Genomic DNA, 25,899 nt, shown 5'->3' on the forward strand with positions numbered 1-25,899 from the left:
TTTAAAAAACGTAATGCTCGGTTTACTATGTTTTTGCGCATTTCAGGTAAATGCACAGAAGGTTGGATTGGTTCTCAGTGGAGGGGGAGCGAAAGGGCTGGCGCATATCGGTACGCTGAAAGCGCTGGAAGAAAATCATATTCCCATTGATTACATCACAGGTACTTCTATGGGTGGGATTGTAGGTGCGCTTTATGCTGCCGGATACTCTCCGGCACAGATTGAAAAGATTGCGCTGACTACAGATTTCCAGGATTGGGTAAGCGGCCGTTTTAAAAGTGATTATAGTTTCTTTTTCCAGAAAGGCAGTATTAATGCCTCCCTCATTACTGCTAAGCTTTCTGTTGACACCTCTCTGAGAGTCAGTTTCAGATCTAACCTGGTCAACGACATCCCTTTAAACTTTGCATTAATCGAGCTCTTATCACAGGCATCAGCCATATCAAAAGATAATTTCGATAATCTTTTTGTACCCTACCGCTGTATGGTTTCTGATGTCTTTTCACAGACCAGTATCACTGTAAAAAGCGGTAGTCTGGCCGAAGCCGTAAGAGCAACCATGACTGTTCCACTAATTTACAGACCAATCAAACTGGATAATAAATATGTATTTGATGGTGGATTATATAATAATTTCCCTGCCGATGTCATGCAGAAAGAGTTTAAACCCGATTATATAATCGGCGCAAATGTATCTTCTAAAAATTTCAAAGAATATCCTAAAAACGGGGATGAAAAGCTGGTTAACAGACTGATGCTATTTATGTTTTTATCCAAATCAGACTCTACACTGATCGGAAAAAATGGTATCTATATCCAACCTGATCTGCAGGATTTCAGCTCCAGCAATTTCAGCCCGGTTGCCGAGCTGATTAAACAGGGATATGATGCGACAATGGCCGATATGCCCAAAATCCTGAAATCTGTACAACGCAGAATCAGTACTGAGGAAATCGTACTGAAAAGAAATACCTTTAACAATAAAAAACCTCAGCTGGTTTTTAGTGATGTTACTGTAACCGGGGTAAACAACCAGCAGAAACGTTATATCGAACGCTTATTTAAAAGTGATAAACCGACTTTTGATTTAGCCGACATCAGACAGGGTTATTACAAGCTTGTCGCTGATGAAACCTTCGAAACCATTTATCCAAAGATAAGCTACAACCCTGCTACTGATAGTTATATTTTCGGAATTATAGCTAAACCTAAAAGAAGTTTTAAACTTGATTTTGGTGGAAATATCTCCAGCAGACCGATCAGTAATGTATTTCTGGGAATGCAGTACAACTATCTTGACAGAAAGGCCTATACTTTTGGCACGAACTTCTATTCAGGTCGTTTTTATGAATCCGTTCAACTGAATGGCCGCATAGATTACCCTTCAAAACTTCCCTTCTTTTTAAGCGGAGAGATGACTTACAATCACTTTAATTTTTATAATACCAGCCAGATTTTTATTGAGAACCCACATCCTACTTATATTGAACAGTCAGACCGGAAGATTGAACTCAAAGGGGGGATTCCGCTTAACCGCAACACAAGAATCACTTTAAGCACTTCTTTTATCAATAACAATGACCACTATAGCCCGACCAACACATTTAATATCGGCGATATTTTAGATAAAACGGTCTTTAACGGATCCAGAACTGCTTTAACATTTGAACAGAATACATTTAACCGTAAACAATATGCTAACCGCGGAAGGAATTTCCTGCTCAGCCTTAATTATTTCAATGGAAGAGAACTCTATACCCCGGGTAATATTTCCAGAAATAGCGGAGCTTCAACTGATATTGAGGCAAATAAAAAAGACAGAGAATGGTTTAATATCAAATTGAGCGATGAAAATTATTTCTTTCATCAGGGTAAATACACACTCGGATATCTGGTGGAGGGCGTTATTTCAAATCAGCCGCTGTTTTCAAATTATTATTCTACCCTGCTTGCAGCACCTGCTTTTTATCCGCTGCAAGATAGCAGATCTCTCTTCCTGGAAAAATTCAGAGCAAGAACTTACCTTGCAGGAGGCTTAAAAAACGTCTATCAAATCCGCAAAAACCTGGATCTCAGAGTAGAAGCATTCCTGTTTATGCCTTATCAGGAATTTGCTCAGAACGGATTTCAGAATATTGATAATGCCTGCACTTTTAATCATATACATTATGCAGGAACAGCAGGCCTGGTTTATAATACACCGGTTGGCCCTGTCAGCCTAAGCTATAATTTATATGACGATCCGATAAAAAGAAACGGCGTTTTACTACATTTGGGGTATCTGATTTATAATAAACGCTCCATTGAGTAAATAGCATCCTGCACCTGCCTATGGATAAACACTTAAAAACAGCATGAAACCTACCTGACTAAAACAATTATTAAACCCCCAGAGCAATAATTAGTTTAATGATCAAAGGCTCCATTTGACAAAAAAAAACAATAAATAAATTAAATGAAAACAATATATTACTGCTTACTATTTCTACTTATTTCCAGTACAGGCTATGCGCAAAAATCTGACATTAACAATTTCATTGTTAAAGAAAGCCTGTTAAAGAACAGTAAGTTAGCCATCATTGCTGCCGATTCACTGGATCAGCCATTGGAAAAAATCAACGGACTTTACACTTTCACCGTTAGTGGTTTTACGCAAACACTGAAGTTTAATGATGGGGTAGCTATCCTGCCACTGCAAATTGATAAATCTGCTTTTGTTTATGTAAAACACCAGAACGATAAGGGTACACATAGCAAACTGCTTTATGTTTATAAAAAAGAAGGAAGCCTGAACCCCTTTACAATCAATAGCATGTGGATGATACTTTTTCCATTATTGCTGGTCTTCATTGCTTTTGCTTTCAGAAAACTTATCATCTATGCAGTGATCATCTTACTGGTTTTCATTTATTTCAACCATAGCAGCGGACTTAATTTATCAACTTTCTTCGAGACCATATTTGATACCCTGAAAAAAGTATTTTAAACTAACAGACATAGTATCAATCAAATAATAAAGGGATGTATCTTACCGACACATCCCTTTATTATTTGATTACCTGCTCAGGAAGCTATAGTTATTAGAACGGCAGACCTATACCAAAATTATACTGGAAGAAACGGTAAGTATCAGGGCTGTTTGCAATATTATATGCGTTCTGAAACTCACTTCTCCCACTAAACAGCTTTGTAATAACCCACTGGTCTGCGGGTGCAAACTGAGGATCTCTCAATTTAAGACCAACATCAAATCTGAATACAAAATACTGTAAATCATACCTAAGGCCCATTCCAGTACCAACTCCAATCTGGTTTGCCAGGTTCTTGAATTTAAAATAGGTTTCTGGATTCGGGTTACCTGGCGCAATATTCCAGACGTTTCCTGCATCCAAAAAGACGGCCCCTTTAAGCTTTGCACCAAAAAACTTATCAATTAATTTATAACGGTATTCCAGATTAGCCTCAATATGCATCTGCCCCAACTGATCAAGGCCATAAGACAACTTTCTCTGGTCTTCTGAAGTCAATGTATTCCCCCTGTTATAATTTCCAGGACCAAGGGTCCTGGCCTGCCATGCCCGAACTCCACTGGCACCACCTGCAAAAAACAATTTTTCAAATGGGATCGCTACAGAGTTACCATAAGCATAACCAACACCAGCATTAATCCTTGCAATAAATTGCTTATCAACCCCTAAATTTTTATACCAGCGGATATCAACTTCAGGACGTACATACTGATTAAAAGGCAAACCCAGGATATTAGCATAATCACCATTGGCAGGATCATGCTTCCTATCAATAATTCTGGATATCCCATACAGCATATTTCCTGCGATATCTATATTCCCACGGAAATAAATAAAACTTTTATCCAGCAATAATTTATTTGCATTCAGGGTATAAGCATACTTCATACCTACTGTAAGATCTTTTCTGGTCAGCAGCTGGAGATTATAGATGTTCTTATTATAAATATCCAATCCTCCCGGTGTATTGAGATCTAAAAGTAATCCACCGAATCTGTACTCAAAATTTAGTGGGGTAAATGAATGCAATTTTGATTTAGTTTCTACCCAGTCATAAGTAATCGAGTTCAGTAAAACCCTGCGCACAAAAAAATCTTTCTGCAATGAATAAATATAACTTGAGGAGAATGTAGTAGACGGCATCCCATTTTTCCCCATTAGCGGGATATTAAATGGAACCATCAGTCTTGGCACCGCCAGGTTGGCACTGACAGAGAAATCACGCTGATAAATATCGTTAAACAAACTCCCCCCCTGCCCAATTCTGGACTGAAGCCCTCCTTTGATCTGAAATTCAAAACGTTCTGCACCCTTGAAAATATTGTTATTCGTAAAAGTGTTACCTACAGTAAACCCGATAGTACCAGCGTTAAAAGGGATCTCGCCCTCTACCCGGTTACTCATCCGTTTCTGAGGGGTCAATTGAATTAAAGGGTTCAATATATTCGAGCTATCCTTAGGCTTAATGTATTCAATTTTCACATTTTTAAAGACATTAAGCTCGTACAGCCGGTTATAGGTCAAACTCTCTTTAGTAATATCATAAACCTCTCCCTGTTTCAGAAAATCATATCTGACAATCGGATTTCTTCTAAAACGTTTAGACAGGTCTGTAAAACGCAATCCTCTGTAGATACGTGGGTTTAAAGTTATAGAATCTGTAAAACCTTCGGTTGAGGGCGCGACAATGACATTAGTTTCTCCAATCATGTATTGAATATGTTTTCCGGTTTCAGGAGTATCAATAAGAAGCCCAACGTTGGCCTGACTCTTATTGAGCGAGGAATCTACTTCAAATCTTACGTAAGGCCTGGAAAAGTCATAATAACCATGCTCTTTCATCATTTGATAAATTTGCTCTCTTTCCAGAGAAAGAGAATCATCATCATATCTCACCCCTTCGTGCAGATGGCTTGCAAAAGATTTCTGCTCCATGTAAAGTTTTCTTACAGCCGGATCAGGAATTGTATAACTTAATTTTCCTATAGAAAATGAAGGTCCTGTGGTCGCTATAAAATCCACCTGTGCCCGCTGGTTTTTCACTTTGATCTCAGCTCTTACTTTTGCCATAAAATAACCTTTGCTCATCAGGTATTTCTCAATCTGACCTCTTGAAATCTCTACCAGCGTACTGTCCAGCACCGGTGCTTTTTTACCTACAGATTTTGTTTTAAACAGGGTATAAAATATATTGTATAAACCTACATTGATACCCAGGCGTGATGAAGGGCGAATATCTTTCTGAATATAATTCATCGCTTCTTCCTTATATTTGGATGGAATACTATCTATTTCAACTACTTTCACAATTGACTGGTTCTCTTCAATAAATTTTGTAGAGGAACAGGCAGCAGCAAAAAGAATAATAAATAGTAATATTGCGGGAAAAAGGAATTTCCCTTTATAAATAGAATATGCTTTCAAAGTCTCAGATAAGTTTTATTAAATCGTTACATCAAAAAAAGTACCGTAAAGAGCATGGGCTATTTATTATTGAAGGAATAAAATCAATCGTAGAATTTATTCCTTCCGCATATCAGATTCATAGTATATATTTTCTGGCCCAATACCAATCTTTACTACCTAAATTACCTTCAAATATAAAGTTATTTGAAGTAAACAATGCCGAATTAGAGAAGATTAGTACTTTACAGGCACCACAAGGTATTCTGGCACTGATAAATATACCAGAGACTACTGCTTTTGATAAAAAAGCACTGAATAATAATTTCTCCCTTGTACTTGATGGTATACAGGACCCGGGAAACCTGGGCACAATTATCAGAACAGCAGACTGGTTTGGATTTAAAAATGTAATTTGTTCACTGCATACGGTCGAAGTTTATAATCCGAAAACAGTACAGGCAACTATGGGTTCTCTATGCCGGGTGAATGTAAGTTATCAGGACCTGCCTTTATGGTTAAAAGATATTAAGCTTCCGGTTTTTGGTGCAATGTTAGACGGAAATAGTCTTTACAAAACAAAATGGGGTACTGAAGGTCTGGTGATTTTAGGTAACGAAGGGCAGGGTGTAAGCCCCGAAGTCATTAATCTGATAAATAATCCGGTAACCATTCCAAGGGTTGGAGAGGCTGAGTCATTGAACGTTGCGGTGTCCGCAGCAATCTTTTGTGCAGATATTAGTAGAAATTTTCAGAAATAAATTGCGGATTAACTATTATTTGCTATTTTTGCAACCTGATTTCAAAACAGGTCGAGTGGCCGAGTGGCTAGGCAGAGGTCTGCAAAACCTCGTACAGCGGTTCGAATCCGCTCTCGACCTCAGATTTATATTAAATAAAAAAACTAAAGGTTAAGACCATGGCAGTTACAAGACTAAAAAGAAAAGACAGAAAGAATAAAACAACTTCACGCTTAGAGGTTAAAACTTTGAAACTAGCTACAAACATTGAATTAGGTAGTCGTTCACAACAACCTAAAAAAGATCAGTTAGCTAAAAACAATCTTTTACTAGATCAACTTTCTGCAGCTTTAAGAGCATAGGTTCTAAAGTTAAAAGCATAAAAAAAACCTTTCTGAAATCAGAAAGGTTTTTTTTATGCCTGATGTTTTTCCTACAGGCTCTATTTTTTAACAAGCATTGGTTGTGGATTAAGTCATAAACTTGCGGAGCAGGCTCTTTTTAAGCATAAATTTTGACACGCTAAACAGAAAGTCTTTGATGTCACGGATGCTCTTATGGCTCTGAAAGCTTTCAATTTGCATGTGAATGACTCAAGCCGAAACAAGGCCGGGCTGTTAGTAAATAGATTCAAAATAGCTAAATAATCAATCTATATCGGCCGGGTACTGCCCGGGTACTGTCCGGGTACTCGTTAGGGTAAGAGCAGTGTTAAAGTAACGTAAGAGCATGGCAAGTCCAGGTAAAAACAACTAGTTGAAATGACATAGAGTTCCTATGCTTAAAGGCTGTTTACAACCTGGTATTACACCGACCACCACTCAGGCACAACCAAATCATAACCGGATGAAGATTAATGAAATTATAATTTTCCCTTTGACTAACCCATGGACAATTGCGGACAATTGCAGACAGCTGCGGACAATTACGGACAATTACGGACATTTTTTACTCACCAGGATAATCTTTAACTCGAATAGCTTACATTGGTGGAAAGGCATTTATTATGGGAAGTTTAACGGGTAAATTTTCAAAGGGAATCCTGGGCGGTTTCATTTTTAAAGCAGCAGTTTGGAGTACAAGATGTTTCAAAAATTCTGTACCGGGCATAATGAAACAATCAATGGAAACCGAAAAAGGGATCAGGGAACTTTCGTAAAAGCAGAAAATATGGAAAAATCAGGATCTTTCCTCCCCCTAAGAATTCCGCTGAAGCGTTGGCCGATCTCTTATCAATGTAACCAGGGCGTTTAATCATGGTAAATTGAACTATAATATCAGGAAGTAATTAGCTTATTAAAGAATCGTAACCATCTGCTTTGAACTCAAAAAATATCAAACCCAAAACTTGGAATTTAATACCTAATCCACAAGTTTATGACTTGATCCTTGGTTGTTAAACCAATGCTTTACAAATTCTTTTCACAATACCTGGTCCTTCGTAAATAAAACCGGTATACAATTGTACCAGTGAAGCACCAGCTTCAATTTTATCTTTAGCATCCTGTGGAGAATGAATCCCTCCCACTCCGATAATCGGAAATGCTTTGTTTGATTTCTGAGATAAATATCTGATCACTTCAGTCGAACGTACAGTCAGTGGTTTACCACTTAATCCGCCTGCTTCATTTGTTATAGCTGCCCCTGTAGTCAAACCTGACCTGTCAATAGTCGTATTGGTCGCAATTACTCCAGCAATACCAGCCTCCATCACAATCTCTACAATATCATCCAGCTGCTCATTGGTCAGATCTGGTGCAATCTTTAATAAGATTGGTCTTGATATCCCATTTTTATGATTACGTTCCTGTAAAGTCTTTAATAATAAGGTCAAAGGTTCCTTTTCCTGCAAAGCTCTCAGCCCTGGTGTATTAGGTGAACTTACATTGACTACAAAATAATCCACTACATCAAATAAGCGGTCGAAACATTTGACATAATCCGAAACAGCATCTTCATTTGGTGTATTCTTATTTTTCCCGATATTCCCACCAATAACAATACTTTTATCTTTTAATTTCAGGACCCTGAGACGTTCTGCAAGCGTATCTACTCCTTTATTATTGAAGCCCATCCTGTTAATAATCGCTTCGTCGTCAGCAAGCCTGAACATCCTTGGCTGATCATTACCTGGCTGAGGCAGAGGTGTAACCGTCCCTACTTCAATAAAACCAAATCCAAGATCACTAAGTGCTTCTATATATTCTCCGTTTTTATCAAAGCCGGCGGCCAGACCTACAGGGTTTCTGAATTTGATACCAAAAACTTCACGTTCCAGACCTTTGATATGAATATCAAAACTGCTCCGGATGATAGTTTTGCCCAGCGGAAAATGTTCGTGGAACCATTTCAGTCTCTGGACTACGAAATAATGAACTTTTTCTGGGTCAAACTTAAAAAATAAAGGCTTAATTAAACGATACATAGGGCGAAGATAGGAACGATTTAATAGGATTACAATTGCTGTATCCATCTTTTAGGACAAAAATAGCAGGAACTTGTAATAAAAACGTAGAAATCGGCTGCTATATGTACTGTGTTCAAACAATATGCGCCTAAAAATTGTACTTTTGCACCAACATGATTTCGATAAACGACTTAACATTCCTTATAGGTTCCCGGGCTTTATACGACGAGGCGAACTGGCATATCAAACCGGGAGAAAGAATTGGCCTTATTGGTGCCAATGGAACTGGAAAATCTACCCTTTTAAAAATAATTGTAGGAGAATACGCACCCTCATCCGGGTCAATTTCAATGTCTAAAGATTTAAAAATAGGCTATTTGAACCAGGATTTACTTTCGTATGAATCTCACCATACCATTCTTCATGTTGCAATGGAGGCTTTTGAGCGCCAAAACCAGATCCATGATGAGATAGAAGAACTTCTAAAAAAAATAGAAACAGATTATTCTGAAGATGTATTAAACAGACTGAGCGACAAGCAACAGGAATTTGAAGCATTGGATGGTTATAACATAGAATATAAAGCAAATGAAATCCTTGCAGGTTTAGGATTCAGCACGGCCGATCAGCATCGTCCACTGAATACTTTCTCGGGGGGATGGAGAATGCGTGTCATGCTGGCGAAAATCCTGTTACAGACTCCTGATATTCTTTTGCTGGATGAGCCGACCAACCACATGGATTTACCTTCCATCAAATGGTTAGAGACTTATCTTGCAGGATTTGAGGGTGCGATTGTAATTGTATCTCACGATAGATATTTCCTGGATAAGATTGTAAACCGTACTGTTGAATCCCGCAAAGGAAAATTAACTACCTATGCTGGTAATTATACTTACTATCTGGAGGAGAAATCTCTTCGCGGAGAGATCCAAAAAGGAGAATTTAAGAATCAGCAGGCTAAAATCAAACAGGAAGAAAAACTGATTGAGCGTTTCAAAGCTAAAGCGAGTAAAGCCAAAATGGCTCAGTCCCGTATGAAAGCCCTGGATAAAATGGAGCGTGTAGAAGATGTTGATGATGATAATCCAACGGTAAACTTCAGCTTTAAATTCACTAAACCTTCTGGCCGTCACGTGATCAGGATTGAGAATGCGACTAAGAGATATCCTAATATTGACATTCTGGAAAATGCAGAAGCTGTTATTGAAAAAGGAGATAAAATCGCTTTAATCGGTGCCAATGGTAAAGGTAAATCTACTTTATTAAGAATGGTTGCCGGAGTTGAAGCATTTCAGGGATCTTGTGAAACCGGACATAATGTAACGACCACTTTCTTTGCACAGCATCAGCTGGAATCTTTACACCTTGGGAATACAATTCTTGAAGAATTACAGGCTTTTGCCCCTAAACATACAGATACGGAACTTCGTTCTATCCTGGGTTGTTTCCTGTTTACAGGCGATGATGTATTTAAGAAGATTAAAGTCCTTTCAGGTGGTGAAAAATCAAGAGTTGCTTTGGCTAAGTCCTTAACAACAGACTCCAACTTCCTGATCCTGGATGAGCCAACCAATCACCTGGACATACAATCGGTAAATATTCTGATCCAGGCGTTGAAACAGTTTGAAGGAACATTCATTGCTGTATCCCATGACAGGTACTTCTTAGATAATGTAGCCAATAAAATCTGGTTTATAGAAGAAGAGCAAATCAAACAATACCCTGGTACTTATGCAGAGTATGAAGTATGGAACAGTAAAAGAATTATTCCGCCGGCAAAAGACATCCCTGTAAAAGCAGAAAAGGAAGTTAAACCTAAAGTGGAAGCAAAACCTGTCACTGTAAACAGTCAGCAGCAATTGAAAAAGCTGAATGACCAGTTGCAAAAGATAGAACTGGAAACTGTAGAATTAGAAAAAAATGTAAAGGCAATTGAAACTGAACTTGCTGATGAAGTGGTATACAGCGATCAGGCCAAACTTGCTGAAGCAAATAAAAAATATATTGCTGCAAAACAATTACTGGATAACGCACAAAGTAAATGGGAAAATCTTGCAGCTGAAATTATGGAATTAGAATAATCATATGATCAAATCCGGAATATTGCTCTTTTTATGTTTGTTTAGTCTGCAAACTTCGCAGGCACAGCAGAAATTCACGTACGATAACAAAGTTTATAATACAGAAATCAAAACTGTCCAGCTTTACAATACACAAAAAGAGCAATCTATCCCGGTAATTGCCCTCGGGACTTCTGAAAAGCTCAGCTTCTCTTTCGATGATCTCAGAGGCGGAAGTAAAAACTACTGGTATACAGTAGAACATTGCACATACGATTGGAAATCATCCAATTTATCTGCGCTAGACTATCTGGATGGCATGAATGAGGACAGGATTATTGATTATGCCTATTCTTCCAAAACACTTCAAAAGTTTACCCACTATTCTCTTACTTTTCCTAACGACCAGCTTAAACCTAAGCTCTCGGGTAATTATCTGTTAAAAGTTTATGAGAATGGTGAGATGGACAGACCCGTAATCTCGCAGCGCTTCTATATTACAGACCAGCAGGTAAATATTCAGACTGAGGTAGTTCCAAGCAATGAGGTTTCCTTAAGGTTTAGCAATCAGAAAGTAAACGTGACGGTTCTGCATAAAAACCCGATACAAAATCCATATCAGGATATTAAAATGGTATTAATGCAGAATGGGAATCCCCTTACTGCAAAACTGAATACTAAACCTACCTATGTGAAACCAGGTTCGTTGATTTATAATGATCTGGCCAGTAATGATTTTAAGGGCAGCAATGAATTCAGAAAATTTGATTTCCGAAGCTTAAGGTATAAAGGCGAACATGTGCAGGATATATTTACGGACAGTACTAATAACGCTGTTTTATTTACAGACCAGAATGGCACTGCTTTAAAATATACGCAGCAGATTGATGAAGATGGCGCATTCTTTATCCGTAATCAGGACAATATAGATAATGACACAGATAGCGACTATGGCCGTATTCAATTCGCGCTGAATGCAGTTGCTCCAGGCTCTAATGGTGATATCTATGTGGTAGGCAGATTCAATAATTATACACTTACCGAAGAAAACAAATTAAGTTATGTAGCTTCTAAAAAGAAGTATTATGCCAGCATTTATCTGAAACAGGGTTTGTATGACTATCAATATGTGTGGAAAGATAATACGACCGGCAATATAGATCATACTGTGTTAGAAGGTTCTTTCTTTGAAACAGAAAACAACTACCAGGCCTTTGTTTATTATCGCAGACCTGGCAGCAGATGGGATGAATTAATTGGCTACAGTCTGTTTAATAATATACAGAAATAATACGCAGCCGTATTAACCGCCAGGCTTAATTATCTTTTGCTACCCAGACTGAAATACTGCCGGCCTCACAAAAGAATTCTGCCCAGCCGTTTTCATCTATAGTAATTTCTTCCTGCCTGTAACCCATGGCATCAATAAACACTTTACCGGCGTGTCCTATACCTATTTCCATGTTTTTAGCCCCCTGCTCTCCATTACTTAAGACCACGGCAATACCAGATTTTTCCATTTCAGATATCCCCTCTCTGGTCCAGCCTATACAATTTGGATGATCCAGATAATCGCGCTGAAAACCATAGGCAAGATCTCTGCGGATCTTAGCTAATAAAGGAAGACTTTCTATACCGATCAGTTCTACTGCTGCATCGTTACCCTCATCATCTTTATCAACATATTCTGCGCCGTATAAATCCGGATAAAATATACAGGGTATTCCCTGCTCTCTTAAAAGAATCATTCCATAGGCAAGTGGGCGGAACCAAAATTCTACATAAGCCTGAAGATCCTGTAAAGGTTGTGAATCATGGTTGTCTAAAAAGGTAATAGACAATTGCGGATGAGATTCTACGAGTGTATTCTCAAATATTTTACTCAGGTCATAGCCATCACCAGCAATACTGGCATCATAGAAATTAAGATGTAACATGGAATCAAAAAGCTGCATCCTGCCTTCAGTAATATCAATATAATTTCTCAGATGTACTACATCATCTACTACCCAGTTTTCAGCAATAATAAAGAATTCTTTGTTAAATTTTGCTTTCATGTGATCAAGCCATTCATTCAGAAATTCTGTAGAGATATGCTTAACCGCATCTAATCTGAATCCATCCACACCACAAGTCTCATAATACCATTCTCCCCATCTTTTCAACTCTTCACGTACCGCTGAATTTCTAAATTCAATATCATTGAACATCAGGTAATCATAGTTCCCTAATTCATTGGACGGTACATCTTCCCAGCCTTCCCCATATTCATTTTGTATAGAAAATATAGCTGTTTCCTGCAAATCTTCTGCCCAGTCAATTCCACTGAAACAACTTTTATCCCAGATAAATTCGGAATACTTGCCCTTTCTGCCCGGAAAAGTAAATCTGGTCCATGCTTCTATCTCAAAAACATCAGAAATATATTCTTCTCTGTTGTCTGTGGCTACCCTGCGTACAGGAACTTTTTCCAGTTCATCAGCGCCTGCTTTATGGTTAAACACGACATCTGCCAGCACCATAATCTGCTGTTCATGCAAGGCCTGGATAGCCTGTAAATATTCATCTTTATGACCATACCTGGTAGGAATACTATTTTTCTGGTCAAATTCACCCAGGTCAAACAGATCGTAACAATCATAACCTACCGCGTCTTCTCCTTCTGTAGATTTGTAGGATGGAGGCAGCCAAACGCCAGTAATCCCCATATCTTTCAAAACCGGAGCCTCACGTGCAACTTTTTGCCATAGTTTTTCTTCTTCGTTGTAGTACCAGTGGAAATATTGTATTAAAGTTTGATTGCTCATATTCATATAATGCGCCTGGGAGCTTTTAAATTAAAGGATGATTTATTGTTACTCTTAATTGGATGGGAACAATACAATAACATGAAGTCTCACATTTTGTTTACTTTTGTAGCAATATGAGCACAATAGTTAAAAATCCTAAAAATTCGTTCACTATCATGAATGAATTAGTACTACCCAATGATACCAATACACTAAACAATTTAATGGGTGGCAGGTTACTGCACTGGATGGATATCGCCGCTGCCATTTCTGCACAAAAACACTGTAACCGGATTGTAGTGACTGCTTCAGTTGACAATGTATCGTTCAAACAACCTATTAAACTGGGTGATGTGATTACGATTGAAGCTAAAGTAACCCGTGCTTTTCATACTTCTGTAGAAGTCCGGATGGATGTATGGGCCGAAAATATCCCTTCAGGAACCCGTGTTAAATCCAATGAAGCTTACTACACTTTTGTAGCGGTAGACCAAAGTGGCAGAACAATTCCTGTCCCTGAGCTGTTACCTGAAACAGAAGATGAGATTGAATTATATGCCGGTGCATTAAGAAGAAGACAATTGCGTTTAATCTTAGCTGGTAAAATGAAAGCTAACGATGCTATTGAGCTGAAAGCTTTATTCTTCAACGAGTAATTAAGCAGTTTAAATTTATTTAATAAATTTAAACCATGTTCAATATTTTAAACGAATGATATGACCACGTACACTACACTGATTATTCTGAGCGGACTGGTCATATTTTCTTACCTCTTTGATTTAGTAGCAAGCAAAACAAAATTACCTTCCGTTTTACTGCTTCTCTTACTGGGAATTGGTTTACATGTATTAGTTGACCAACTGCATTTCCAGACTTTTGATTTTCTAAAGGTGCTGCCAACTTTAGGTACGGTCGGACTGATTTTAATTGTCTTTGAGGGTGCCCTGGAATTAAAATATGAACGGGAAAAGAATAAACTGATCCGGGGAGCTTTTCTTTCTGCTTTTTTTATTCTGGCTGCCACAGTCTCTGTCATCACGATGATTATCCATCAGATTACGGACCAGGATTTTTATCGCTGTTTTACGAATGCAATCCCTTTCAGTGTAATAAGTTCTGCAATCGCAATCCCCTCGGCAGCTGCCTTAACGGGTCAGAGTAAAGAATTTATAATCTATGAGTCGTCTTTCTCTGATATACTGGGAATTATTTTATTCAATTTTGCAGTCTCCAATCCCCATATTTCCATTTCCTCTTTTACAGGTCTTGGATTAAGCACCCTGCTGATTATAGTCCTGTCAATTATCTCCTGTATTTTATTGCTATACCTGATGGGAAAAATATCTCATCATATCAAATTCTTCCTGATCATCTCTATTCTGATCCTGGTTTATGCGGTAGGACAGTCTTACCATTTATCATCATTAGTGCTGGTATTGTCATTCGGACTGTTCCTGAACAATGCCGATGCAATTGAACATTACTATTTCAGGAGTATGTTTATCTATAAAAACCTGTCGAAAGATCTTGAACAGCTGCATCAGTTATCTGCCGAAACAGCTTTTATCATCCGTACTTTTTTCTTTGTAATTTTTGGTTTTACAATGAATATCTACGAGCTGAACAATGGGATCACGATCATGAATGGGGTATTCATTCTGATGACTATATACCTGATCAGGATCATTTATCTGAAGTTATTCAGAAAAGAGAACAGTGGTACGGAGAGCGTCATTGCTCCCCGCGGACTGATCAGTATTTTGTTATATTATAATTTGCCTCCCTCATTGAGGTTACCCGAGATTGGTACTTCTTTTTTGTTCCTTGTCGTATTAGGTTCAAGTCTGGTAATGAGTATAGGTTTGCTCGCCAGTAAAAAGATGATTGGAGCGGGACAACCTGCTTAGCTACCCATTTCCAGTATTTTGTCAAATTCGGTAACTTTGAGTTCCATTACTGACAGACGTCCCTGTCTGACCAGTGAAATATCTTTCAGGCTTTCCTCTGCTTTAATCTGTTCCAGAGTAACCGGATGTTTTAAGGTTTCGACCGGAGCAAGATCAACAACAACCCAGTTGGTGTCATCAGTAGTTGGATCCTGATAAAATTCTCTGACCACTTTAGCGATTCCTACGATATGTTTCCCTTCATTACTGTGATAAAAAAGGACAAGATCTCCTTCTTTCATCAGTTTGAGGTTGTTACGTGCCTGATAATTACGTACGCCATCCCAAAAGGTACGCCCGTCTTTATTAAACTGTTCCCAGCTATATTTAAAAGGTTCTGATTTGACTAAGAAATAATTCATGATGTATCTGCTTTAATAAAGCTTGCAGGAAGAAAATATGATCTGCTAAAATGACCAGTCTTTCTGAGCTTGTATATTCCGATCCAAAACTAATAAAAGAGAAAGGATATGTGGTTAAATAAATAACACAAAATCAAAAGGGTAAAGAAATCCTGATACAGCGGCTTAATCTTTATATGGAAAATACCGCTGCCATTTTCAGGGCGTATATTTATCTGCAATGGCCAGTTCCAGTAACTCCTTAAAGATACTTTCACCATTGTCACTGTTAGTCATGATGAGTATACCAGTTCCGGATTTTGGAAAATTATAACATAATGCCGAAACCCATCACCATGGCCTTCTTTAAAAGCCCCCCAGCCATATGGTGATTTTAAAAGTCCAAAACCTAGTCCACAACTTAATTGAATTGCATCATTTGCAATGGTGTCCCGGGTTGACAGAGGCCCCATTTGCTCTACAGAACGAATACGGATCTGCGGGCTGAACACCTCATTAGTGTATTTGCTGTTGATAATTTTCTTTTGCATTACACCTTGAAAAAAAAGAGATAAATCATCTAAAGAAGTTTCGAGTGTACTTGCCGATCGTGCTTCATTATCTTTATCTTTCTCGTAAATCCCGCCCTTTTCATCGTGTCCCAAACTATAATCCTGTTCAAAAGAAGGAAGGAATGTATAAGCGGTATCTGCAATACTCTTAATTTCTGATCAGCCATATCCCATCTCCAGTTGGCAAAACCTGTGGTATGATCGAGACACATTCTTGCAGTAATTTTTGTATACAATGTATCACCTTTAAGGCTGCTAAAGTCATCGTGCCACCTTTTCTGATGTTTGTATTCATAAATTGGCTTTGGAAGATATTGCTGCAAGGGTTTATCCAGATCTAATTTACCCTGCTCAACTAGTTTCATCACCAGAACAGCAAAAACAGATTTACTTAAAGAAGCTCAGTAAATATTCGTAGTTGACTTCAATGCTTTTTTCTGATCCGCACGACTATATCCAAAAGTTTCTTTATAGACGATATGATTCTGATTGAAAATAGTCATTCCTAATCCGGCAACTTTACCTTTACGCATCAGTTCAGGAAGATATTTAGTAAGGGAGTCGGAACTGATTTTAGTTCCATCGATCCTTTTGATCGACTGCTGAGCTGAGGATTTTGCAACAGCCATAAAAAGCAATAGGCAAACTACAAATGAGAAACAAAACAGATAATTACTTTTCTGAGAAACAGAGACAACATTAAGTTTCATAACAAACTGATTTACATTTGAATACAAGACAAACACAACATCAATTTGTTACTCTCTTACAATTTGTTAATAATTTTCATGTATAAGTATCAGCAAGGTCATGAATTAATTATTTCATCATTACACAAGCTTATTGAAACATAACATAATGATTAATGAATCATCTTAAATAAAAGTTCTTTCAGCAGTTCGCCATCTGTTATATTCCCGGTACTGTCAACTCCTTTACTTTTCAAATCATATTCCCGGAGTAAGCTGATGATGTCAAATGTTTTATTCAGGTTATAATTTCTGGCAGCAGTTTCATAGTCTTTTACAAAGTATGGGTTCACACCTAATTCTTTGGCTGCATCACCTTTATTCTGCAAATAATGATATTTCAATATCTTGGAGAAATAGCTATTCAGATTTGCCATGACCATCACCATAGGATTGGCTTTAGGATTATCGGCGAAATAATTAATAATCTGATTACATTTCAGCACATTTCTGGAGGCCAGTGCTTTTTGCAATTCGAAAACATTATACTCTTTACTGATACCAATGTTGCGCTGTACCAGGTCGGTGTCAATAATAGTATCCTTACTGATATTTAATAATAATTTTTCGAGCTCATTTGATATTTTCGATAAATCAGCACCCAGATACTCTGCCATTAAGGCCGAAGCCTGTGGTGCAATCTTAGCGCCCATATCTTTCACCAGCTCTTCTATCCACTGTGCTAATTTATAGTCTCTTACCGGATCAGATTGAAAAACAACACCGCTTTTAGTAATGGATTTAAATATCTTTTTACGTTTATCAAAATTTGCATATTTATAGCCAAGCACCAGAATTGTACTATCCAGTGGTTTTTCAAAATAATTCTGAATAAACTCCGCTTCTTTACTACTGCCTTCTGTTTCCTTAGACCACCTGAGATCCTGCGCTTCTTTTACAACTATCAATTGATAATCTGACATCATCGGATAACGCTTTGCCGCATTTAAGATAGTAGCCATGTCAGTATCCTTACCATACAGGACAGTCTGATTGAATCCTTTCTCCATATCATTCAATATATGGTCTTCCATATAATGAATAATCTGATCGATATAGTATGGCTCTTCACCATGTAAAAGATAAACAGGCTTAAATTTTTTAGCTTTGAGGTCTTTGATAATATCAGCAGCAGTCATAATTATCCAAATGTAACGGCTAATTACTAATTATTAAAGGTTATTTTTGCACAAATGGCATTTACTCCTACAGCATTAAATTTACCGCACCACCCTTTCAGAATAACAGAGAAGGAAGAGCAGTACTTTATTTTTGATGAAATACGTAAGAAACATCTGGTTTTAACCCCGGAAGAGTGGGTAAGACAACATTTTATACATTATCTTATCAAAGTTAAGAAGTTCCCAAGATCTTTGATACAGATTGAAGGCGGACTGAATTTAAATCAGTTACAGAAACGGACTGATATCGTTATTTTTAATACGCTTGGAGAAAGAGTTATGGTCATAGAATGTAAAGCTCCGGCGATTAAGATTTCTCAAGGGGTATTTGATCAGGCAGCAAGATATAATTCGGTACATAAGGCGAAATGGCTGGTGGTGACGAATGGGTTGAAACATTGTTACGCGGTTATCAACCACGCTACTTCACAATTCTTGTTTGTTGAAGAATTGCCAGAGTATAGGTTGTTATAAAAAATGCTGCAAGCTTTAGACTGGCCAAGACCTGAAGTGGTCTTGGATGTCTTCAAGCTTGGCATTTTTTTTATAACCCCAAAGGTATACCCCCAGAAAAAACCTTCAATACCAAGATTTGCTCATCCGCGAAACCTTTGCAGATGTCTATTAGAAGATGTTTATTTGAATAATGTATAATTGTAAAAACCCACAGCTGGAAAAATGCAGGCTGAAAAAATTATAGTTAAAATCCCATTGCTGGAGAAATTATAGTTGTTTAACCATATTCTAAAACACATAGCTAAATACCCACTATATGCGAACACATATTCCCAAAAATTCATACACTAAAACCTACAGCAGGAAAATTACATTCTAAAACACATAGCTCAATACCTACTCTATCCGAACAAATATTCCCAAAATTTTATGGATCAGAACCTACAGCCTGAAAACCATACGCTAAAACTCACATTAGAAATTGCAATTATTTTTTCCAAAAGTTCTGCGTTTTAATCAGCATGATTGTATGTGATAATCAGAATCCGATTGCAAATAATTGAACGGTCTCCCAGCTGTTATTTATTGTATTTGTCATAAGATATATAGATATTCTTATACATAGATATTTTTTACACATAGATATCCTGACATATAGATATTATCATATATCAGAAACTCAGCCACACTGATACTTATACATCTGGACATCTTAACACAAAAACAACACATTTATATATACTGATATCTATATGTAAATATATTCGAGAGTTAATAACCGTGTCTATAATGTCTTAACGATTATTACATAACAGACAAATGTAAATATACATAAGCACCAATATGTCTATATTTAAATATGCCTAGATATATCTACATAATCAAACCAGATGTCTATATATAAATAATCACTATTAAATACAGGTCCATCAGTAGTGAAATATTTTGAATCTTCGATATAAATATATCTATATACAAATCAATAAATATATCTGGATGTAAATGAATAAATACATTTCTTATATCAAACGGGGTACACAACAATCAGCAAAAGAAATATAAATATATATTTGCATATTGATATCATTATAATATAGATATCAATATGCAAAACTAAAATAAAACCATAAAATACTAATTAACTGTGCTTTATAAAACAAGAAATAAACATATATAGATAACTAGATATCTAAACATCTGATAAACACATCCAATCTGCTCCCTGCCCCAACCCACAAGCTGGATGCTAAAACCTAATTGATGATCTAATAATGATCCAAAAGAAAAGCCAGATCATATAAGCTCTGGATGATCATTATCCCAGGTCAGATTTCGAAAACAGGAAAGCTTAAAAAAGAGGAAGGGGCGGTTTACATGCATCAGTTGCTCTTCGCAACGTCAGCATGTAAACCGCCCCTTCCTCTTTTTTTACAAACTGAGAAGAGACTCCTGGATAATCGTCATCTTCGCTTCTGCATCTGCTTTTTTATTGCGTTCATTCTGGATAATCTCTGGTTTAGCATTCTGCACAAACCTTTCGTTATTTAGTTTCGCATCTACAGATTTCAAGAACCCCTGCAAATAAACAAGTTCCCCATTCAATCTTTCGCGCTCTGCTTCTACATCTATTGTTTCGTTCAGCTGTACAAAGAATTCATCATTTCCTACCATAAATGCAGAGGCACCGGCTACTTTATCATTCACAAAGTCAACTTCAGTGATATTGGCAAGTTTAGAAATAATTGTAAGCCATTTATCATAAGCTAAAGCAGAATTAACTCTGATACTTAAAGGCAATCCTTCTTTGGGAGAAATCTGTTTAGTGTTACGGATATTACGTACTTCAGCAACAATTCCTTTAACCACTTCAACATCCTTCAATAAGGATGAATCAGCAGTTCCGACTACCGGATAAGGAGCTACAATAATACAGTCCATTTCCCCTTTTGTTCCGAATATTTCATCATGCCATAATTCTTCTGTAATGAATGGCATAAATGGATGTAATAAACTCAGGATTTTTTCAAAGAAACCAATCGTCGCTTTCAACGAGACAGGATCTATTGGATGCTGGTAAACAGGTTTTACCATTTCCAGATACCAGGCACAGAAATCATCCCATACCAATTTATAAGTAGTCATTAAAGCTTCTGATAGACGGTACTGGTTATAGTTATCTTCAATTTCAGCTAATGCCTCATTGAAACGGTTTTCAAACCATAAAATAGCCTGCTCATTAGGATTTGATAAAGTCTCATCAACTTCCCAGCCTTTTACCAGACGGAAAGCATTCCAGATTTTATTGGCAAAGTTTCTTCCCTGCTCACAGTAGCTCTCATCAAACATCAAATCGTTACCGGCAGGTGAACATAGCAACATACCTACCCTTACACCGTCAGCACCATATTTCTCAATCAAACCGATTGGATCAGGAGAGTTACCTAATGATTTAGACATTTTACGGCCTAATTTATCACGTACGATACCAGTCAGGTATACATTAGTGAATGGCTTTTTACCCATAAATTCATGGCCTGCCATAATCATACGGGCCACCCAGAAGAATAAAATTTCAGGAGCTGTTACCAGGTCATTTGTAGGGTAATAATAATTGATGTCTTTATTTCCAGGGTCTTTTAAGCCATTGAATACTGATATTGGCCATAACCATGACGAGAACCAGGTATCCAGTACGTCATCATCCTGTCTGATAAAAGCTGCCAGCTGATGTTTAAATCCATTAGCTTCTTCTTGAGAGAATTTACCATCAATATCTTTAAGCTTTAAAAATTCATTTAAAGCATCTTCTTTGGTTTTTGCAACTACCCAGTCTCCTTTATCATCAAACCAGGCCGGAATACGCTGTCCCCACCATAATTGACGACTGATATTCCAGTCTCTTACATTTTCCATCCAGTGACGGTAGGTATTCACAAATTTCTCAGGAATAAGTTTCACATCACCATTCAAGACATCAGCTAAAGCAGGTTTAGCCATTTCGTCCATTTTACAGAACCATTGTAAGGAAAGCTTAGGCTCAATTGCCGCATCAGTACGCTCAGAGAATCCTACCTGTGATTTGTAGTCTTCTACTTTTTCCAGATGACCAGCCTCGTCCAGTAAAACAGCTATTTTTTTACGGGCAATAAAACGGTCTTCACCTACCAGAATTACAGCAAGCTCATTTAAAGTACCGTCATCATTTAAGATGTCAATCACAGGGAGTTTATGTTTTACACCCAGCTCATAATCATTCAGATCATGCGCAGGCGTAACTTTTAAACAACCTGTACCGAAATCCATGGTTACATATTCGTCTTCAATGATCGGAATTTCACGGTTGATTAAAGGAACAAATACTTTTTTCCCTTTCAGATGTGTATAACGCTCATCATTTGGATTAATACAAATCGCCGCATCAGCCATAATGGTTTCAGGACGGGTCGTTGCAATAGTTAAAAATTCTGTATCGGCACCTGTAGCAGGAGCAATAGAATATTTAATATAATATAATTTCTGATTGACTTCTTTACGAATTACTTCTTCGTCCGAAACTGCAGTTTTACCTGCAGGGTCCCAGTTAACCATGCGCACTCCACGATAGATTCTTCCTTTTTTATAAAGATCTATAAAGCAGTCTATTACTGATTCTGAAAGGTCATCTTCCATCGTGAAACGTGTCCTGTCCCAGTCGCAGCTTGCGCCCAGTTTTTTCAGCTGATCAAGGATGATACCTCCGTATTTCTCTTTCCACTCCCATGCATAGGTCATGAATTCTTCTCTTGTCAGATCTTTTTTACTGATGCCTCTTTCTTTCAGCATAGCAACTACCTTAGCTTCTGTAGCAATAGAAGCATGGTCAGTCCCAGGAACCCAGCATGCATTTTTACCTTGCATACGTGCACGGCGAATCATGACATCCTGAATCGTATTGTTAAGCATATGGCCCATATGTAATACACCAGTGACATTTGGTGGAGGAATTACAATTGTATATGGCTCACGTTCATCTGGTTCAGAATGAAAGAACTTTTTTGACAGCCAGTAGCTGTACCACTTGTCTTCGGTTTCGGCGGGATCGTATTTAGTAGAAATGCTCATTTATTGGGTGCTGATTAAAATGCAAAAATAAGGTTTTTGGAGGAAAATATTTAAGGTTTCCATTCTTCCTCCAGAATGGCGTATTCAAAACTGTCCATCCATCCGGTAACTAAAGGTAAAATCTGCCGCTTTCTGCCTTCCTGCGTCATACCGGCTTTTTCCAGTACACGGATAGAAGCCAGGTTCTCTACTGCACAACCTGCCTCGATACGGTGTAATTTCAAACGGTCAAATCCAAACCTGATGACAGCTTTGATAGCCTCTGTGGCATAACCCTGATTCCAGAAGTTCACATTAATTTTATACCAGATCTCTGCACTGTTGAATTTAGAAGAAGATAATTTAAGAGATACCAATCCGATAAAACCTCCTTTTTCAAATTCGACAGCGAAAGTGTAGTTCTTTATTGTCTTTTTCTGATGATCATTAATCCATCCGTCTACAATGATATTAGTCTCTTCCAGATCTTTAGGAATACCCAGCGTATTATACTGGTCTGTTTCTGCCAAATGATGCAATACATGAATCGCTTCAAGATCAGCCATTTCAACTAATCTGAGTTTTAATCTTTCCGTAAAAAATTTCAATCTTACCATGCTGCTATTTAAGGTTTTGCATAAAATAATCTGTTACTTTCTGATAAAGATGGGTTCTGTCTTTACCAATTACATTGTGTTCGTGACCAGGATAAATCATATAATCTACCTGTATATTATCATCGACAGCTTTCTTAACCAGCTCCACGGTATGCTGTTGCAGAACCACGTTGTCCTGTAAACCATGAATAAGCAATAATTTGCCTTTCAGTTTCTGGATCTGATTGGTCAGATTTGTTGCCGCATAACCCTCAGGGTTTTCCTGTGGGGTATCCATATAACGCTCTGTATACATAGCCTCATAGAAATTCCAGTTAGTAACTGCTCCACCAGCAACCGCAGCCTTGAATACATCAGGATGGTTAAGCATAAAATCTACGGTGTTAAAACCACCAAAACTCCATCCAAATAAGCCCATGTTTTCAGCATCTGTGTAAGGCAGGCCTTTCAGGTAAGTTACAGCCGACATCATATCTTCCATTTGTACATCCCCAACCCTTCTGAACATAGACTGCTCAAATGCTTTTCCACGGTTATCACTACCCCTGGTATCAATCACCATGACCACAAAACCCTGTTCAGCCAGATACTGGAACCAATAATTACCAGCACCGCCATTCCATTGATCACGGATTAGCTGTGCATGTGAACCTCCATACCAGTAAACTATAACAGGGTGTTTTTTAGTGCTGTCCAGGTTAACAGGTTTAAAAAGATTACAGTAGATCGCATCTCCGGCTTTTCCTTTGATCGTAAAAATAGAAGACTCTCCAAGTTTATAATCTTTCAGCGGGTCTTCTGCCTGAAATAATTGTTTTTTCAGGCCTTTTTTAACCTCAATAAGGTCAACAGTACCAGGATTTTTAGTAGAGCTGAAATAATCAAGAACTGTATTTCCCGAAGTACTTATTTCGGTTTTATGTACAGCGAAACCAGATGTAATTCTTTTTGATTTACCAGATTTGATATTGACTACATATAAGTTTTTTGTAATTGGCGATTCTTCTGTTGATTCATAAAATAAATTATCACCTGATGCATCAAAGCCTTTTACTTCCAGCACTTCCCATTTTCCTTTGGTCAATTGTTTAATCAGTTTCCCCTGTGCATTATATAGGTATAAATGATTCCAGCCATCACGGTTACTCTGCCATATAAACTGCTTTGGATCATTTTTCAGGAATAATACAGGGACCAATGGTTCTACATATTTATCATCTCTTTCTTCAAAAAGTGTTTTGATATAATTACCAGTCTGTGCATTAAACTGTTTAAGCTCCATATGGTTCTGTCCACGGTTTAAAACAGCAATATAAACAAATTTATCATCCGGACTCCAGGCGATATTTGTCAGATATTGATCCGCAGGCACTCCCGTTTTAAGGTAAACTACTGCCTGATTCTGTGTATTATAGACTCCAACAGTTACCTCATGGATTTTATCGCCTGCCATAGGGTATTTAATGTTCACATTTTTCGCCGGACGGCTCGTCCAGTCAATAATAGGATAATCAGCTACCATACTTTGATCCATACGGTAAAAAGCCAGCTGCTTCCCATCATTACTCCAATAAGTCCCTTTTTTAATACCAAACTCATCTCTGTGTACCGAAGAAGCATAAACAATATTACCTGTTCCGTCATTGGTTACCTGTTTGGCAGTCTTACCATCGCTTACAAACAAATTGTAATTTTCAAGATAAGCTGTATATCCGGCTACACTTCTTTCTGCTTTATCTTTGCCAGCCAGCTGACTTTCAGTAATGACAGTAAAAGTATTACTCACGGGATTAAAGGCTAAAGTTGAACCGTTTGCAGTAATAATCCAGTTTTTTTCCTGGTTAAAACGAATTGCCGGCATTATTTTTTGAGCCTTCTGGTTCGCTGTACTTAGTTTTTGATTGAGCTGACTTAAAGTCAAAAAAGGCTTACCTTCCTGATCAGCTGCACTCCCTTTAAACCACACAGTTTCGTTATTGACTTTTTTGGTGTATAGATACTCTTCTGTTCCATAAAGGAATTGAAGATTCTCCAATTTTGCCGGTGCAAGCGTAGTACGTACATTAGACATCGCATCGAGCATACTCAGGTTTTTCTGCTGACCGTTTACAATTCCAGCGCCAGAAAGCAACAAGAGGGATAAAACCAGTTTCTTCATTTTTTTAAATTTGATGGCCAAATATAGCAATTCTGGTATACAGGGATGAATTTTACCCAATTTGGAATATTTTCTCCATAATCTAATTTTTCACTCCTGCACAATAATAAGTGTTAAAATATGTTAATACAGTATTAGTTCATCAGGTTCGATCTGACAGAAAACAATAAATAGATAAATAGATGAAAACTATCAAGGTATTCCTTCTTCCAGGGTTAATTATCAAAAAGCTGGGATTAACCAAGCTATATTACTGGTTCAACAAGTAATTGTATCCCCTCTTCTATTCAGTAATATTTTTAATAGAATAAGCATTTATAAATCGTATTTGCTAATTTGAGCCCAATCTGCCCTCCTGTATCATTTCT

The 25,899-nt window shown here is 37.6% G+C and carries 21 protein-coding genes and 1 tRNA gene; 11 read left to right on the forward strand and 11 right to left on the reverse strand.

Going from position 1 to position 25,899, the window contains the following annotated elements:
- The first annotated feature begins 13 nt into the window (after window positions 1-13).
- Together HDE68_RS24820 and HDE68_RS24825 are read left to right on the forward strand one after the other, a co-directional pair.
- Window positions 14-2,311: a patatin-like phospholipase family protein gene (locus HDE68_RS24820; protein WP_183885147.1), complete on the forward strand. Its 2,298-nt coding sequence runs from the start codon at window positions 14-16 to the stop codon at window positions 2,309-2,311.
- Between the two features lie 144 nt (window positions 2,312-2,455).
- Entirely contained in the window at window positions 2,456-2,986 is a 531-nt protein-coding gene (locus HDE68_RS24825) for a hypothetical protein (RefSeq protein ID WP_183885149.1), read from the forward strand.
- A 94-nt stretch (window positions 2,987-3,080) separates the two neighbouring features.
- Here HDE68_RS24825 and HDE68_RS24830 read toward each other — a convergent pair whose 3' ends face one another.
- Window positions 3,081-5,453, reverse strand: coding sequence for a BamA/TamA family outer membrane protein (locus tag HDE68_RS24830; RefSeq protein ID WP_183885151.1), 2,373 nt, complete (start codon window positions 5,451-5,453; stop codon window positions 3,081-3,083).
- Here HDE68_RS24830 and HDE68_RS24835 point away from each other — a divergent pair.
- From HDE68_RS24835 to HDE68_RS24850, 4 genes are all read left to right on the forward strand, one after another.
- Complete coding sequence (locus HDE68_RS24835; RefSeq protein WP_183885153.1) at window positions 5,444-6,193, forward strand: TrmH family RNA methyltransferase; 750 nt, start codon at window positions 5,444-5,446, stop codon at window positions 6,191-6,193. The two genes, HDE68_RS24830 and HDE68_RS24835, sit on opposite strands and share 10 nt — an antisense overlap.
- Before the next feature lie 49 nt (window positions 6,194-6,242).
- A tRNA-Cys gene (locus tag HDE68_RS24840) sits at window positions 6,243-6,313 on the forward strand.
- 38 nt (window positions 6,314-6,351) lie between these two features.
- On the forward strand, window positions 6,352-6,534 hold the full coding sequence (locus tag HDE68_RS24845; protein ID WP_068402833.1) for a spore protein: 183 nt from the start codon (window positions 6,352-6,354) through the stop codon (window positions 6,532-6,534).
- Window positions 6,535-6,949: 415 nt separating this feature from the next.
- Window positions 6,950-7,198, forward strand: a complete 249-nt coding sequence (locus HDE68_RS24850) for a hypothetical protein (protein WP_183885155.1) — start codon at window positions 6,950-6,952, stop codon at window positions 7,196-7,198.
- Window positions 7,199-7,568: 370 nt separating this feature from the next.
- Here HDE68_RS24850 and HDE68_RS24855 read toward each other — a convergent pair whose 3' ends face one another.
- Complete coding sequence (locus HDE68_RS24855; RefSeq protein ID WP_183885292.1) at window positions 7,569-8,597, reverse strand: quinone-dependent dihydroorotate dehydrogenase; 1,029 nt, start codon at window positions 8,595-8,597, stop codon at window positions 7,569-7,571.
- A gap of 155 nt (window positions 8,598-8,752) precedes the next feature.
- Between HDE68_RS24855 and HDE68_RS24860 the strand changes: the two genes are divergently transcribed.
- Together HDE68_RS24860 and HDE68_RS24865 are read left to right on the forward strand one after the other, a co-directional pair.
- Window positions 8,753-10,663 carry an ABC-F family ATP-binding cassette domain-containing protein gene (locus HDE68_RS24860; RefSeq protein ID WP_183885157.1) on the forward strand — a complete coding sequence of 637 codons (1,911 nt, stop codon included), beginning with the start codon at window positions 8,753-8,755 and terminating at the stop codon, window positions 10,661-10,663.
- A gap of 4 nt (window positions 10,664-10,667) precedes the next feature.
- Window positions 10,668-11,933 (forward strand): DUF5103 domain-containing protein, encoded by a 1,266-nt coding sequence (locus tag HDE68_RS24865; RefSeq protein WP_183885159.1) that lies wholly within the window; start codon window positions 10,668-10,670, stop codon window positions 11,931-11,933.
- A gap of 25 nt (window positions 11,934-11,958) precedes the next feature.
- On the opposite strand, the gene HDE68_RS24870 is transcribed toward HDE68_RS24865, so the two are convergent.
- Entirely contained in the window at window positions 11,959-13,449 is a 1,491-nt protein-coding gene (locus tag HDE68_RS24870) for an alpha-amylase (RefSeq protein ID WP_183885161.1), read from the reverse strand.
- Between the two features lie 116 nt (window positions 13,450-13,565).
- On the opposite strand from HDE68_RS24870, the gene HDE68_RS24875 reads away from it, so the two are divergent.
- Window positions 13,566-14,087: an acyl-CoA thioesterase gene (locus HDE68_RS24875; protein ID WP_111635595.1), complete on the forward strand. Its 522-nt coding sequence runs from the start codon at window positions 13,566-13,568 to the stop codon at window positions 14,085-14,087.
- 60 nt (window positions 14,088-14,147) lie between these two features.
- Window positions 14,148-15,338 carry a cation:proton antiporter gene (locus HDE68_RS24880; protein ID WP_183885163.1) on the forward strand — a complete coding sequence of 397 codons (1,191 nt, stop codon included), beginning with the start codon at window positions 14,148-14,150 and terminating at the stop codon, window positions 15,336-15,338.
- On the opposite strand, the gene HDE68_RS24885 is transcribed toward HDE68_RS24880, so the two are convergent.
- From HDE68_RS24885 to holA, 5 genes are all read right to left on the reverse strand, one after another.
- Window positions 15,335-15,739 (reverse strand): EVE domain-containing protein, encoded by a 405-nt coding sequence (locus HDE68_RS24885; protein ID WP_183885165.1) that lies wholly within the window; start codon window positions 15,737-15,739, stop codon window positions 15,335-15,337. The two genes, HDE68_RS24880 and HDE68_RS24885, sit on opposite strands and share 4 nt — an antisense overlap.
- Window positions 15,740-16,011: 272 nt before the next feature.
- Window positions 16,012-16,383, reverse strand: a complete 372-nt coding sequence (locus HDE68_RS26430; RefSeq protein ID WP_221300947.1) for a hypothetical protein — start codon at window positions 16,381-16,383, stop codon at window positions 16,012-16,014.
- Entirely contained in the window at window positions 16,299-16,655 is a 357-nt protein-coding gene (locus HDE68_RS26745; RefSeq protein WP_221300950.1) for a serine hydrolase, read from the reverse strand. The genes HDE68_RS26430 and HDE68_RS26745 overlap by 85 nt, the downstream gene beginning before the upstream one ends.
- Window positions 16,656-16,691: 36 nt before the next feature.
- The gene (locus tag HDE68_RS26440; protein WP_221300951.1) at window positions 16,692-17,000 is read right to left on the reverse strand and encodes a hypothetical protein; all 309 of its coding nucleotides are present in this window, start codon (window positions 16,998-17,000) and stop codon (window positions 16,692-16,694) included.
- Window positions 17,001-17,152: 152 nt separating this feature from the next.
- Window positions 17,153-18,178 (reverse strand): DNA polymerase III subunit delta, encoded by a 1,026-nt coding sequence (holA, locus tag HDE68_RS24895; RefSeq protein ID WP_183885167.1) that lies wholly within the window; start codon window positions 18,176-18,178, stop codon window positions 17,153-17,155.
- Between the two features lie 54 nt (window positions 18,179-18,232).
- Between holA and HDE68_RS24900 the strand changes: the two genes are divergently transcribed.
- Complete coding sequence (locus tag HDE68_RS24900; RefSeq protein ID WP_183885169.1) at window positions 18,233-18,694, forward strand: type I restriction enzyme HsdR N-terminal domain-containing protein; 462 nt, start codon at window positions 18,233-18,235, stop codon at window positions 18,692-18,694.
- Between the two features lie 1,410 nt (window positions 18,695-20,104).
- Here the strand turns inward: HDE68_RS24900 and HDE68_RS24905 are convergent.
- From HDE68_RS24905 to HDE68_RS24915, 3 genes are read right to left on the reverse strand one after another with little or no spacing between them, the layout of a single operon-like run.
- Window positions 20,105-22,777, reverse strand: a complete 2,673-nt coding sequence (locus HDE68_RS24905) for a valine--tRNA ligase (RefSeq protein ID WP_183885170.1) — start codon at window positions 22,775-22,777, stop codon at window positions 20,105-20,107.
- A gap of 50 nt (window positions 22,778-22,827) precedes the next feature.
- The gene (locus tag HDE68_RS24910) at window positions 22,828-23,373 is read right to left on the reverse strand and encodes a GNAT family N-acetyltransferase (protein WP_183885173.1); all 546 of its coding nucleotides are present in this window, start codon (window positions 23,371-23,373) and stop codon (window positions 22,828-22,830) included.
- Window positions 23,374-23,377: 4 nt separating this feature from the next.
- Window positions 23,378-25,531, reverse strand: a complete 2,154-nt coding sequence (locus HDE68_RS24915) for a S9 family peptidase (protein WP_183885175.1) — start codon at window positions 25,529-25,531, stop codon at window positions 23,378-23,380.
- Window positions 25,532-25,899 lie beyond the last annotated feature (368 nt).

This window comes from Pedobacter cryoconitis (assembly GCF_014200605.1).
In the GTDB taxonomy this organism is placed as follows: Bacteria; Bacteroidota; Bacteroidia; order Sphingobacteriales; family Sphingobacteriaceae; genus Pedobacter; species Pedobacter cryoconitis_B.